This window comes from Halobacteriovorax marinus SJ, assembly GCF_000210915.2.
Lineage (GTDB): Bacteria > Bdellovibrionota > Bacteriovoracia > Bacteriovoracales > Bacteriovoracaceae > Halobacteriovorax > Halobacteriovorax marinus.
In genome coordinates, this window is the sequence record NC_016620.1 from 1,111,938 (window position 1) to 1,124,545 (window position 12,608).

General features: G+C 36.5%; 14 protein-coding genes. 9 read left to right on the forward strand and 5 right to left on the reverse strand.

The features are described 5' to 3' along the window. Positions 1 to 11 precede the first annotated feature (11 nt). Positions 12 to 419: a GFA family protein gene (locus BMS_RS05520; protein WP_014243812.1), complete on the forward strand. Its 408-nt coding sequence runs from the start codon at positions 12 to 14 to the stop codon at positions 417 to 419. Here BMS_RS05520 and BMS_RS05525 read toward each other — a convergent pair. Then, entirely contained in the window at positions 412 to 831 is a 420-nt protein-coding gene (locus BMS_RS05525) for an RrF2 family transcriptional regulator (protein ID WP_014243813.1), read from the reverse strand. The two genes, BMS_RS05520 and BMS_RS05525, sit on opposite strands and share 8 nt — an antisense overlap. Positions 832 to 921: 90 nt before the next feature. Between BMS_RS05525 and BMS_RS05530 the strand changes: the two genes are divergently transcribed. The 3 genes from BMS_RS05530 (at position 922) to BMS_RS05540 (ending at position 4,287) form a co-directional block, all read left to right on the forward strand. Then, the gene (locus tag BMS_RS05530; protein ID WP_014243814.1) at positions 922 to 1,827 is read left to right on the forward strand and encodes an NAD(P)/FAD-dependent oxidoreductase; all 906 of its coding nucleotides are present in this window, start codon (positions 922 to 924) and stop codon (positions 1,825 to 1,827) included. A gap of 9 nt (positions 1,828 to 1,836) precedes the next feature. Beyond that, positions 1,837 to 2,532, forward strand: a complete 696-nt coding sequence (locus tag BMS_RS05535) for a class I SAM-dependent methyltransferase (RefSeq protein ID WP_014243815.1) — start codon at positions 1,837 to 1,839, stop codon at positions 2,530 to 2,532. A gap of 159 nt (positions 2,533 to 2,691) precedes the next feature. Further along, positions 2,692 to 4,287, forward strand: coding sequence for an SBBP repeat-containing protein (locus BMS_RS05540; RefSeq protein WP_014243816.1), 1,596 nt, complete (start codon positions 2,692 to 2,694; stop codon positions 4,285 to 4,287). 46 nt (positions 4,288 to 4,333) lie between these two features. On the opposite strand, the gene BMS_RS05545 is transcribed toward BMS_RS05540, so the two are convergent. Next, a complete protein-coding gene (locus tag BMS_RS05545; protein ID WP_014243817.1) occupies positions 4,334 to 5,071 on the reverse strand; it encodes a phytanoyl-CoA dioxygenase family protein in 738 nt (245 codons plus the stop codon). A gap of 52 nt (positions 5,072 to 5,123) precedes the next feature. On the opposite strand from BMS_RS05545, the gene BMS_RS05550 reads away from it, so the two are divergent. Further along, complete coding sequence (locus tag BMS_RS05550; protein ID WP_014243818.1) at positions 5,124 to 5,546, forward strand: HIT family protein; 423 nt, start codon at positions 5,124 to 5,126, stop codon at positions 5,544 to 5,546. Between the two features lie 10 nt (positions 5,547 to 5,556). On the opposite strand, the gene BMS_RS05555 is transcribed toward BMS_RS05550, so the two are convergent. Continuing rightward, positions 5,557 to 7,002, reverse strand: a complete 1,446-nt coding sequence (locus tag BMS_RS05555) for a fibronectin type III domain-containing protein (protein ID WP_044557327.1) — start codon at positions 7,000 to 7,002, stop codon at positions 5,557 to 5,559. Positions 7,003 to 7,177: 175 nt separating this feature from the next. Continuing rightward, entirely contained in the window at positions 7,178 to 8,254 is a 1,077-nt protein-coding gene (locus tag BMS_RS05560; RefSeq protein ID WP_157868246.1) for a porin, read from the reverse strand. Between the two features lie 149 nt (positions 8,255 to 8,403). Here BMS_RS05560 and BMS_RS05565 point away from each other — a divergent pair, with 149 nt between their 5' ends. The 4 genes from BMS_RS05565 (at position 8,404) to BMS_RS05580 (ending at position 12,310) form a co-directional block, all read left to right on the forward strand. Next, a complete protein-coding gene (locus BMS_RS05565) occupies positions 8,404 to 8,895 on the forward strand; it encodes a hypothetical protein (protein WP_014243821.1) in 492 nt (163 codons plus the stop codon). A 129-nt stretch (positions 8,896 to 9,024) separates the two neighbouring features. After that, the gene (locus BMS_RS05570) at positions 9,025 to 10,953 is read left to right on the forward strand and encodes a hypothetical protein (RefSeq protein WP_014243822.1); all 1,929 of its coding nucleotides are present in this window, start codon (positions 9,025 to 9,027) and stop codon (positions 10,951 to 10,953) included. Positions 10,954 to 10,974: 21 nt separating this feature from the next. Beyond that, positions 10,975 to 12,006: a hypothetical protein gene (locus BMS_RS05575; RefSeq protein WP_014243823.1), complete on the forward strand. Its 1,032-nt coding sequence runs from the start codon at positions 10,975 to 10,977 to the stop codon at positions 12,004 to 12,006. Continuing rightward, positions 11,969 to 12,310, forward strand: coding sequence for a hypothetical protein (locus tag BMS_RS05580; protein WP_014243824.1), 342 nt, complete (start codon positions 11,969 to 11,971; stop codon positions 12,308 to 12,310). The genes BMS_RS05575 and BMS_RS05580 overlap by 38 nt, the downstream gene beginning before the upstream one ends. Here the strand turns inward: BMS_RS05580 and BMS_RS05585 are convergent. Further along, positions 12,300 to 12,584 (reverse strand): ArsR/SmtB family transcription factor, encoded by a 285-nt coding sequence (locus BMS_RS05585; protein WP_044557328.1) that lies wholly within the window; start codon positions 12,582 to 12,584, stop codon positions 12,300 to 12,302. The genes BMS_RS05580 and BMS_RS05585 overlap by 11 nt on opposite strands. Positions 12,585 to 12,608 lie beyond the last annotated feature (24 nt).

Sequence of the window (12,608 nt, forward strand, 5' to 3'; positions counted from 1 at the left end):
TTGGAGAAAGTATGGAAAGTATTAAAAATGGATCTTGTCTGTGTAAAGAAGTTCACTATCAACTTGAAGGTGACTTTGACTGCTTTTATCTGTGTCACTGTAGCTATTGTCAAAAAGATACGGGCTCAGCTCATTCTGCAAATTTATTCTCAAGTAATTCTCGTCTCAAATGGACTAAAGGGGAGAGTTACGTAAGAACTTTTACACTACCAAGTACTCGACATGTTAAAAGCTTTTGCTCTAAGTGTGGATCAGCACTTCCTAGTATTCAAAATAATGGAGAGCTTTTAGTTATTCCCGCTGGCAGTTTAGATACTCCAATTACTATTAAGCCTAATGCTCACCTCTTTACGGATAGTAGGGCCGATTGGGATAATAAGCTTGAGGCCCTCGATAGTTTTACTGGTTTGCCTAGTTAGTTTTTGGAATTTGGTTTATGAGTGATTGAATAGTTATTTTCGATAACTTTTTCGCTAAAAGAATTTCCGCTTCGTCTAGAAATTCATCCATCGTTGAACATATCTCTTTCATAATCAAGCAGTTCTCTCCCTCATCTAGTTCTATAGGAGAAGGTAGTAAGCTGTCATTTAGCGCCATGAAAATATCTTGAAAAGTTATTGCTTTAGGTGACTTTAAGAGTATCCATCCACCGCCGTGGCCTTTCTCTGAATCAACAATCTCTGCTTTCTTTAAATCACCAAGAATTCTTCTGATCATCACAGGGTTCGTATTTTGGCATTGTCCAAGCTCTTCTGAGGTGACGGGCCTATCCATCATGGAAAGGTGAAGAACTGAGTGAATCGCAACAGAGGTTCGGCTATTTTTTTTCATGTAATTATTATAGTTGCATGAAGAACGAATGTCATGTAATAATAAAAGTTACATGATTGTGGCTTTTCAGTCTTTAGAAGGGAGTTTTTTATGAAAGAGGTAGAAGTATTAATTATAGGAGGCAGCCATGCAGGTCTAAGTGCCGCGATGTCACTAGGTAGGCTTAGAAGAACTGCTCTCATTGTCGACTCTGGAAACCCAAGAAATAAAGTCTCTAAACATGCAAATAATATTGCAGGACTAGATGGAATTAACCCTAATGAACTCAGGAGTCGTTCCCTTAGAGACTTAGAGAAATATAATACAATTGAGTTTCTAAAGGGAAGTGTGTCAAACCTTTTAAAGGAAGGTTCTAAATTTATAGCAACTCTCAGTGACAGTACTTGTATTAGAGCAAGAAAAGTAATTCTCTCATTTGGAGTTAAGGATAAGATGCCTAATATATCTGGTTTGAGTGAGCAGTGGGGAAAGAATGTCTTTCACTGTCCTTATTGTCACGGACATGAGTTTCAAGATCGAGAAATTGGCTTTATTGGCAATGGCCAGTTTGCTGAGCACATTGTTCCAATGCTCTTTAGTCTTTCTCCTCATATAACTATTTTTACAATGGGTCCTGCTGAATTTTCGAAAGATTTTAAAGAAAAGTTAGAAGAAAAGAATATCTCGGTAATTGAATGGCCAATAGATTCTCTAGGGATAGAAGGAGAGTTTTTAAAATCTATTATTTTAAATAATGGTGAAGAATTTGAGCTCGATGCTCTCTTCAGTGGTCCAATTCTTCCCCTTGAATTGAAATCTACTCTTGCAGATTCTCTTGGATGTGAAAAAGATGAAATGGGATTTATAAAAGTAGATAAAATGGGAAAGACAAATGTTGATGGAGTATTCGCTGCAGGTGATATTGTTACTATGCAACACTCTGTTGTTAGGGCCACTTCAACGGGGCAGATTGCAGGAAGTGGTGTTGTAGCTGAATTAGTAAGAGAGAATTTTTAGGGAGAGGATATGAGTAGTAATAAATTTGTTGAGCTCTTCGAAGAAATGGGTGGAGAGAACTATGATAATAGTAATAAGAGGTTTAAACCTATTTCAGATAATCTTCACTTTTTAAATAACTTAATACTAAGGGATCTTCCAAATGATGCTGTCATTCTTTGTGTCGGGGTAGGTACTGGAGCAGATATTATTCATCTGGCAAAGGAAAATGAGGGATGGCAATTTGTTGGTATCGATCCTTCATCCGCAATGTTAGAAAGATGTGTGGCAAACCTTAAGTCTGAAGGGCTTGAGCATCGGTGTGAATTATTTCATGGTCATCTATCGGATTATAAAGATAATGAAAAGTTTGATGCTGTTTTAAGTTTATTTGTAATGCATTTTATAGAGAAACTGTCTTTAAGAGAGAAAGTCTATGAAGATATATATTCATTATTAAAGCTTGGAGGGAGATTAATAGTTTCAGAGATCAGCGCTGATTTTTCTTCGAATGACTATCCATCTCTATTAGAAGATTGGTGTCGTCTTCAATATACTTCAGGCCCAAAGAATGAGAGTGCTCAAAGGGTAAAGGATGTAGTCGAAAATACTCTTGAGGTCCTTTCATCAAAAGAGACAAAGGATATGATGAAGAGATGTGGCTTTAATGATGTTACTGAATTCTTTCAGTCCTTTTTAATAAAGGCTTGGCACGCGACAAAGTGAATACTAATAAGACAGTATTAAACAACTTTTATATCTTTATCTTAATACAATATTAATTTCCTTTAGAACTCTTCAGATTTCTTAAGAAATATACATAGTCTACCGATATTATTGACAAGAGTAATCATTTATTCCCAATGGAATTAAACCGGACTAGTTATGAAGACTATTTTAAATACAGCTATTTTTCTTCTTATTTCACAGCTCTTTCTAAGTTGCTCTGATGGAGAGTTTGGAAATAATGTTAGGAGTTCAGATAGTGAAGAAGGTAGTAGTGCTGCAAGTGCGCTCTCTTCCATTGGACTTTATGGACAAACGGCACTAAGCGGCTCTACTGTAGACTTTGGAACAACCCAAAGCGATGCATGTCTCTCTACTATAACTGACTCTGATCGAAATATTTATTGCGCTGGAAATACAAATGGTGCCATCGATTCAAGTGAAGCTGCAGATGCTACTGGTGATGCTTTTATTATGAAGATGGATAAGGACGGAAATCTTTTGTGGGTAACTCAATTAGGTTCAAATAAGGCGGCTGTCTTAGATAGCTCTAGTAGTGATGTTTGTTATAGTATCACTCTAGATGATGACGGTAACGTTTACTGCGCTGGAGAAACTTCGAGTGGTTTAAGTGAAACAAATGGCGGTGGAAGTGATGCCTTTGTCGCTAAACTTGATACAAATGGAAATATTATTTGGATTTCACAATTAGGTGGAGATACTGATGATGGTGTCATTGTTCAAAATGCTTCAGGTAATGAGCAGTGCTATGGTGTAAAAGTCGATAGTGATGGAAATGTTTACTGTGCTGGAAATACCTCAGGTGCTTTAGGTGAAGCAAATGCAGGGATAACAGATATCTTTTTTACAAAGTTAAATTCATCTGGAGCTGTTCAATGGGTAAAGCAATTTGGTAGTGCGACTGTTAATGTCGGTGGAAAAGCTGTAGATGCTAGTGCTCAGGACTCGTGCTATGGTTTGGATATAGATAGCAGTGGAAATTTATATTGTGCTGGTAGAACATCGGGAGATTTTGCAGAACCAATAAGCGGAGTATTTGGAGATGCAGATATTATTTTCGCTATGGTTGATTCAACAGGAGCTCCACAGTGGGTTGCTCAATTAGGAACTGTAACAGGATCAGGTGACAATTCTGCAACGGATGAATGCTATTCTATAACTGTTTCTAATGATGGAAATCATGTCTACTGCGTAGGGCATACTGCAGGTACCCCTGGTGAGACGAATGCCGGTGGCAATGATATTGTCGCTGTGAAGTTAGATGGAAGTGGAAATCTTTTATGGATTTCTCAATTAGGTGATGTAAAAGAAGTGCTTCTTTCAAGTGATTTTTCCCAATCAGAGTCCTGCGCTGGAGCTGTAGGGGTTTCAAATAATGGAACCTTTGTTGATGTTGATAGTGATGGAAACCTTTATGCTACTTGTGCGACAGCTGGCGGAGCTGTGGCCGATACAAATGGTGGAGGTTTTGGTATAGATGTTTTTATTTTTAAAATGAAAGAAGCCGACGGATCTGTTGAATGGATGACTCAGTTAGGAAGTTCAATTCCTGGATCTAATGGGCATGAGATCCCATTCTCTCTTCATGTTGATAATGGCGTAAACTTAATTGTCTCTGGACTACTCATTCATAATTCCGGTGGATTTATGGGGGGAGTTGACCTAGGAGCGGCCGGCTCTATTTATAATCCATTTCTGTTTAGAATGGGATTAGATGGTTCATTCTCTCTATAATATTGTGAAACTCTGATTTGGCAGTATTGAAGAAAGAGATTGTCATTCATTCTTTTAAATCAAAAAGAGATTTTAAGTTATTCTTTATAACCATATTTCTCATTTTTGAATCGACAACTGCATCAGAGCTAAAGAATGAATAAGTCATGGCCATTCTATCTTGTATCGATTTATTATCGTCACTCCCATGTATAGTGTAGAAATCATGAATGATAATATCTCCTGCAGATACATCGGGATAGACCTTCTCAAGTGACAGGTATTTTTCCTTTTCCTTATCAGATACTTCCCATGTTCCTGGCGTGATATTTTGGTGAGTAAGAAGTTTGAGACGATGAGAATTCTGATAATAGTAAATTCCACCTTTATTCTTATCTGAGTCAGTAAGGGCTATCCAAATATTAATACCTCTGCCTCCAATGATAGAGAAGTAAAATCCGTCTTGGTGTTCTGGAACATTAGTATTATCTTCGGGAGATTTTACAAATGCTTCTATTGTACTTTGGATGAAGTTTTCACCAAGAATATTTATAATGATTTCTTTTAGGTTTTTAACTTCTTTAATATAATTGAAGTCACATATTGTAGATTGATCAATTTTATGTAGGGAAAAGATTTTATTATTTCTTTTAGATATATTAACTTTGTCTGGAATTTTTTTATTGGTGATTGAGTCGATTAAAGTTTCGAGTTTTCCTTTTAGTTGTTCTACCTCATTTCTTGAAAAAACATTCCTTACAACAGTAAACCCATCTTTATCTAAATTATCTTTATAATTTTGCATGATAATATATTACTATATATGTGAGATCTATTGAATATATATTTAGGAAGCTATGGACGATTGTATTTTTTGTAAAATTTTAAAAGGTGAATCACCTGCAAGTTTTGTTTATCGAAATGATAAGGTATCTGCCTTTATGGATTTAAATCCAATTAATAAGGGTCATGTTTTAGTCATTCCCAATGAGCATCATAAGAGATTTGCTGGAGTCGACAACGATACTGTAGGAGAGATGTTCAAAGTCGCTCAGAAAATTCTTAAATCAATCGAGAGCTCCAGTATCGCTTGTGAAGGAGCAAACCTCTTTGTTTCTGACGGAGAGGTTGCAGGTCAAGAGCCGCCTCATACTCATTTACATATAACTCCGAGATTTAAAGGTGATGGATATAGAATGGGGTTCTCAGGAACTGATGCTGATGAATCGAGTAGAGAGAAATTAGATGAAACAGCTGAAATAATTAAGAGTGCTCTCTGAGGTGATAGAATTAGAGTCCCCACTTATTTTTTAAATAAGTCTCTACTTTTGTTCTTTCTTCGTCGCTGAGTATCTTATCGAATATTAGAAATTCTCCAATATATCCATTAAGTCGATCACCACCAGTTTTATCATCACCGAGTACGTAGACACCATTACCTAGGAAGTCAGTACGAGGAAAGTAATTATTTCTATCAGTGTAGAGATTCACTCCATTTTCCCACTGACTTGATTGTGTTCCACTATCAGTGGCCGTCCAAATATTAAAAGATGTATCATCAAGATTTGCATTAATACCTGCTGAGTTGTAACCATAGGTAAAAAAGAATCCTCGTCTAGCGTCGTTACCACTATTAGCAGAGCCCTCTTGATAGAACTCAAAGAAGCACTTTCTAGAAGTATTAGTATCCATCTTTCCAACAGTAATTAGAGTGAGCCCTCCGTTATTTGTTCTTACAAATGTACCTTCAAGTCCTCGATCTAAGTCATCAAAGCGTACGGCCGGCAGCCCATTAAAAACATTCTCATGAAAGACTGGCTGTTTCGCAACATTGGTTTCCGTTGCAGCTGTGGCAAGTCCTGTGAGATCTTCCCACTGATCAATCTTATCTCCGTGAGACGGTTGTGCACCTCCATTTGATATATCTGTTGCACTTAACCAAGCAATTGGATTCAAGGAGAGTATGTCAAAGATCTCAGTTGTAACTATCGTAGAGTAGGCGCCTAAGACACCATTACTTGCAGCAACTCTAATTTCGTATGTCGTACCAGAGCTAAGTCCTGTGAGTGTTTTTGAATTTGTTGAAGAACTTGTATTTGTCCAATTCGATGTGCCAGCTTCTCTGTACTGGATAGAGTAGGCGGAGATATCTATTCCGTTATCATTTGGAACTGTCCATGCAACACCTAAAGAGGTATTAGATGTTGTTGGTGCTGTCGTCACTCCAGTAACTTTATCGGGTGGAGAATTTGTTGTATCGACTAAGACGGAGTTTAAGCTATCTATATCAGAGCTTAAATCAAGTTGTGCATTATCCCCATCTGAGTTTTTCATCTCTCCACTATTTAAATCAATACTCGAAGAGTTTAGAGAAATTCCATCAATATCATTGTCTCCACTTGAGATCGTGTATTTAAACTCAATTCCATTTGTTCCGCTTCCGCTCACATAAGTGGCATAGCTACTCACTCCTCCAATATTCAAACTTATTCGAGGTGTACCTGTGACTTGAATTATTTCTTCATAGATAATTTGAAAAATTAATTCACCACCCTCGCCGTATGTTCCATTTATTGGTTCATTAATAGAGGCAATGGCCACACTTACTTCAGGTGAAGTGTTGATAGGATTACTTTGAGAATTCTCAAGAATATCTTCTTGTTCCTTCTTAGCACACGAGATGGCCAGAAGGAGAAAAAGTAATATGAATGTGAATTTACTTTCTTTACTTTTCATAGATATTAACCACTTGTCGGTATTGTAGAATAGATATTTGAGTAGAAAAATTAACTTTCTTAATTTTCCTTTAATATTAAGTGTTTGTGTTGATTTGTGATAACGGTGGCTTAGTAAAGAATAGGCCAATTTCTACTTAGAAAATTGGCACTAGTACTAAAAAGTGTTGAGAACTCTAGAAAGAGAGGGCGGCAGATAGCTTGAGCTTATGATCCTTAAAGTCACTCCCATCACTATTGGTGCTGTCGCCGTGAATATACTCAGCGGCTAAATTAAGACTTTTAATATCGATCATGTAAGATGCGTAGTAGTAGAGAAGTTTAAAGTCTCCCGACTCTGATCTCGACTGTCTATTAATTCCAGTCATGACTTTTGAACTCAGAGTTAAGTTATAACCAAGAATGGCCTCTATTCCATCGGAGTGAACAAATCGATTATCATCAGTAAGTTCTAAATCTTTCGCACGAGTGTACACACCGTTTAAGAAGACATCCTTATATTTAGTTTTGAATCCATAGGATACAGAGAGCTGGGATTCATCATTTCCATTATTATCAAAAGTTAGGTTAATGGCCGACACTCCTAGAGTGATCCATTTCCCAATATATTGAATAGAACCAGCTTGTACTTGCTTGTAGACTAGTGTTGATTCTGCGGTCCCATCTTCATCAAAGTCGTATTGAATCGCTTCTTTACCAGTCAGCTTTGTTTGTAGGCCAAAGCGAAAGTCTTTAAATCGATAGCGTACTTGAATAATTTCAGAGGCGCGGTAAGTTCCATCAACTTCACCCGTTCTAGTATAAACTGAAGAGGCCCTTGCTCCATCGGTAGCAAGAATATCTGTGTACTCTGGAATATCATAGAAGACAGACCACATCTTTCCAGCAGAGATTTCAAAGTTCCCATTACTTAATTGAAGATAGCCGAGTCTATTTCCAAATGGGCCATCATTTGAAACAACATCGTATTGCTTTCCTCTAAAATTGCTTGATCCAAAACCACTATTATTTCTATTTGTGCTAACTGACCATTCACCCCTAAGTGAGGCGTTCCAATTAGGAATGATTTCTTTTTGAGTATATTTGATGCCGATCCTAGAGGAGTTGTCCCCTAGGGCCTGAGAGCCATGATCTAAATCCACTGAGGAGAGGAGGGCAATCTTTCCATATAGATTTATCTTCTCTATTTCTAGCGCATGAATAGATGGGATGGTAAAAGTTAGTAATATAAGTGATTTAGAAATCCATTTCATAATATCTCTCAAGTAAAAATTCTCTTTATAAAATTCTATTATTTAATAAATGTTTTTTCTAGAGATAACTTCTTTAAAGAAGAATTAAAGTTTATTTAGTTTATACCCGATAGGAATACACGGTTTATTAATGTTAATGAGGAGATACTATGAGTAGTCTGAGACAATTGCCTGATCTGGGACAATTAAAGAAGTGGGGCTCGCTAGATGCAAGTTCATTTAAAGAGATCAGGGCCGCATTAGAGAAGAACCAGAAAATTCTAATTTTGGCACCAAAGGATTCTGGAAAGAATACAGTTCAGCATGCCATCGTAAATTATCTACATCGTATGCATAAAGAGCCGATGGTTCTTCCTTCTATTGAAGGTGTGTCCGCTAAGAAATTTAAATCTAATTTAAAACTTAAAAGTATGAAGAAGCATTTGAGGAACTTCAAATCTTACGTTGCCGCAATTCAATATACTGGCTCTAGTAAAACAGATATCTCAGATCTGACTTCTTATCTTTTAGAAGATTTTGATCTAATTGTTGATCTTAGAAATATCTCGGGTAGTAGAGTTGTGTGTAACCTCATTAAAGGTAGAAAGAATATTAATCTCATCTATACGAATCCAAAATTTGAAAAATATATAGCAGCATAGATACTTGTGTTGTTAATTCTTAGGCAGATTGGATGAACCAAGTTTCATCTTGTCTGCCTGGTTATAAAGTTCAAAATTTATTTACGCAGTAACCGAATGTTTTAGTAAGGTTTTTATCCTTAAATACCGATGAATATAGATATGAGAGAGAGAGCTCAGTTTTTAATCACTATTGTTCTAGTATTGTCTTTCAATATCCATGCAGATATTGAGGGGATTTGCTCGTCTGAAAAAGTAAAAGAAAACCAATGCTTGGGTGAGGGTGTAGAGAGTTCTCTTCCCGATGTCTTAAATATCGATAGTTTTAAGCGTTGGAGATGGTTGCAGGAAATGGCGGCTAAGAAGAGAGACTTTCTTCAGGCCGAAATAGATAATAATAAAGGGATGCTTAGATTTCTCAGAGATAGTTTTGTAGAAGATACTGAAAATAGAGATTGGTATCAAAGTGAATTCTCGCAGATTAAAGAAGATTATAAAACTTTAAGATCAATTTCAAAACAGATCGATATTGTTTCTAAGAAATTGAATATGTGCTTTAAGGTTTGTACTCCTAGTATGCAAATTGAAAATGAAGAGCACCTAAGAAGACTTCAAGAGTTAAAAATGACTCTCTTAAGTGCAAGGCCAATTCTGGCGGGACCTGAGATAGAGGAAATGGTTCTAGAGCCAGACTTTAATGAAGATAAATTCAATGAAAAACTCATTTCCACCTATGTAGATTATCTCTCAGCGACGCAAGAGAGTATAAAAGAGATCAATGATAATTTCTCTGTGTCTATGCGAAATTTTGATTTTACAAATGAGTCGAGAGATGAGATTCGAGAAGAGCGTCTAGAGAATTTTGTAAAGAATCTAAATGGCGAGTTTGAGCTAAACGAGGTGAGTTCAGATCTCCTCTCAAGTGTTGATTGGGATACCGAGGTCAATGATAGTGACAACACTAATGAAGCGTGTTTCTTTTTCAATGAGAACAAGAACTATATACGAAATAAGAGAAATACAGATCTTGCTGTAGAGGTTGCAATGTTTACAGCTCCCTTTGTTGTTGGTCCAATGTTTAGACTAGGCGTTTGGGGACTAAAAGGGGCAAAACTACTTAAGTGGGGAATGCGAGAAGAGCTCTATGCCAATATCACAAAGGCATCAGCTGGGGCCATTAGTGGAGCATACTTCGTCAAAGATGGGCTCAATATCTCTGAGAAAAAAGAGGAGTGTCGAGAGCAGTTGGGTCAATTCGTGGCCAGTAAAAATAGAACTCACTACCAGAAATATATCGAGTGTAACGAGGACTTAAATAGAGACATACTTCTCTTAAGTGCAGAGACGTCATTGGTTGGATTTAGTTCTGCTAAGAGTATTGTAGAGGCGATTAAAGTTAACAAAGGATTTCAGCGAAATTCATCTCTCTATCATGTAAAAGATATGGAGGAGTTAAATTTTATAGCTTCTAGTAAAAAGATGGATAATGAAACCTTTGGTGAGGCGGGCTTTAAGCTCTCTGTAGATAAGGGTGACTACTATATCTTAAACCTTAATGGACCAAAGAAAGAAGTTTCAGACTTAAGTTCAAGTTACTGGGGATTTGTCTCAGACACTTATCGAAAGAGACTTAACTTAACTGATCAAGAAGTGAAGGATTTTATTAAGAGTAGTAAAGAAATGGAAAATAGAACGACTCTCTTAGTGAGTACAGAGAAAGGGAAGAAAGAAAATCTAAGAGGAGGACTAGCATTTGTTGATTCAAAAAATACAAGTGAATTACTTCCCTTTGAGAAGGCAACAGGAATTACTGTCAAAAGAGAGAAAGGAAAGAAGGTCGGAGAAATTGTCCGCTTTACTGTAGATGAAAAGCTAGGGGATAGAAAACTTAGCGATGAGTTAATAGGACAACTGACTTCATATTTTCAGTCACAAGATAAGCTAGATAAGGTTTATATTTATACATCAAAATCACATTACCGACTCTACCAGAGACTCTTAAAGAAGATGGGGCTAGAGCATAAGATGACTCATGATCTTGAAAGAGATGTAGTTTTAGAAATTGATAATTTAGATTAATTTAATATATTTGGAGAGAACATGAAGAGTTTAATTTTAACATTATTGTTAGTGAGTGCTAATGCGTACTCAATTGATGTTAAAATCCCTAAAGAGCAATGCTCGGATGTTGATATTAGAGATAAGATGTCTCCAGAACTAAAGGCACACTTCTCTGAGCCTCAAAATCAAGATGGAGTAGGCTGGTGTTATGCTTTTGCAGCAGCAGATCTAATGAGTGCAGAAACTAATAAACCACTTTCTTCAACTCATGTCTCTGCCATCTTCAATAAAGGAGTCGATGAGAATTTCTTTTTAAGAACTGGATATAAGATTGGGAAATTATTCACTGGTGGAGCATTTGATACCTCGTATGAAGGTGGTTGGATTGATTGGGCCATCGAAGATTCTTCTGACGCAGTCTATGTGTGTACTGAAGAAGCTCTACCTTTTGATCGCAATAGATACGGTGAAACGGCGAGAATTATAAATGCCTTAGAAGATATTAAAAAAGATATTGATAATGAAGAGATGACAAATATTTGTTCTAGAATTGAAGTTATTAGAAATAAGTCATTTGAAAACTTAAAGGTAGAAGAGATCTATCGCATCTTAGAGGAAGATAATCTAAATCGAGCGCTAAGTGATATTATCAAAAAGAATTGTAAAGGCCATATGGTTAAAGTTGATGAATATGATGTGAAAACAATTCGAAGACCAAGTATTAGAAATCGAAAGAATGAATCTCCCTTTTCGGCGCGCAGGAGAGCTAAGAAGAAAGTTCTCAAGAACTTTGAGAAAATTGATGAAGTTCTTAAAAAAGGTAGACCATTGGGCGTAAGTTATAATGTGAAGCATGTGATGAAGCAAAAAGGGCTTCACGCAAGTGTTGTAACTGCGAGAAGATGGAAGAATGGTAAATGTCAGTTCAAAATAAGAAATTCGTGGGGTAGAAGTTGTGCTTCCTATGATAGAAAAGAGATTGAGGAATGTAATTATGAAGAAGGTTCATTTTGGGTTAGTGATCAAAAGTTTATTGATCTGGCAGATACTTTGGACTACATCAGCAACTGATATCAAAGAAGCTAAAGACATTCTTGTAATAGATGATATCAAGCTTAACGTTATAGTTAAGGGAAGAGATATTTATAGCCAAGATTGTAAGAATTTAGAAAAGTGTTTTAAACTTCCTACTAAAATGCGCTTCTATCCAAATCAGAATCCTCTATTTTCTCTCTGCTATCAAAGTGAGGGGACTCCTAGATTTGCGATAGTTAAGAGCTCTAAAGAGAAGGTTCAAGTTTGTACGAAAGAGGCTAAGGTCGTAGAGTTGGACAAAATGATGAGCTTCTATAATCTGAAAACTGCTAATCCTTAGCTATTGTCTTTAAAAGGTGAGGGTATGCTTTTTCGAGTTCTTTATTGATAGAGAGATATTTTCTTACGCCTTCAACTCGTTCACAGAGTATTTGGGCCTCTTTTAAAATCTTAATATGGTGGGAGAAAGTTGCTTTTTGAACACAGTAGTCGAATTCCCCACATGTGATTTCATGATTCTTTTCTTTGAGCAACTGCTTCACAACACTGAGCCTTATAGGATCTCCTAGTGCTTTTAAAATTTTGTCTAAGGTAATTTCTTTTTTTTCTTTCATTGTTAGATATATTTCTAACAATAA

Bases quoted from the DNA above. Each gene is read 5' to 3' on its own strand.
- BMS_RS05520 (WP_014243812.1), top strand. From the start codon at position 12: ATGGAAAGTATTAAAAATGGATCTTGTCTGTGTAAAGAAGTTCACTAT.
- BMS_RS05525 (WP_014243813.1), bottom strand. From the start codon at position 831: ATGAAAAAAAATAGCCGAACCTCTGTTGCGATTCACTCAGTTCTTCAC.
- BMS_RS05530 (WP_014243814.1), top strand. From the start codon at position 922: ATGAAAGAGGTAGAAGTATTAATTATAGGAGGCAGCCATGCAGGTCTA.
- BMS_RS05535 (WP_014243815.1), top strand. From the start codon at position 1,837: ATGAGTAGTAATAAATTTGTTGAGCTCTTCGAAGAAATGGGTGGAGAG.
- BMS_RS05540 (WP_014243816.1), top strand. From the start codon at position 2,692: ATGAAGACTATTTTAAATACAGCTATTTTTCTTCTTATTTCACAGCTC.
- BMS_RS05545 (WP_014243817.1), bottom strand. From the start codon at position 5,071: ATGCAAAATTATAAAGATAATTTAGATAAAGATGGGTTTACTGTTGTA.
- BMS_RS05550 (WP_014243818.1), top strand. From the start codon at position 5,124: ATGGACGATTGTATTTTTTGTAAAATTTTAAAAGGTGAATCACCTGCA.
- BMS_RS05555 (WP_044557327.1), bottom strand. From the start codon at position 7,002: ATGAAAAGTAAAGAAAGTAAATTCACATTCATATTACTTTTTCTCCTT.
- BMS_RS05560 (WP_157868246.1), bottom strand. From the start codon at position 8,254: ATGAAATGGATTTCTAAATCACTTATATTACTAACTTTTACCATCCCA.
- BMS_RS05565 (WP_014243821.1), top strand. From the start codon at position 8,404: ATGAGTAGTCTGAGACAATTGCCTGATCTGGGACAATTAAAGAAGTGG.
- BMS_RS05570 (WP_014243822.1), top strand. From the start codon at position 9,025: ATGAATATAGATATGAGAGAGAGAGCTCAGTTTTTAATCACTATTGTT.
- BMS_RS05575 (WP_014243823.1), top strand. From the start codon at position 10,975: ATGAAGAGTTTAATTTTAACATTATTGTTAGTGAGTGCTAATGCGTAC.
- BMS_RS05585 (WP_044557328.1), bottom strand. From the start codon at position 12,584: ATGAAAGAAAAAAAAGAAATTACCTTAGACAAAATTTTAAAAGCACTA.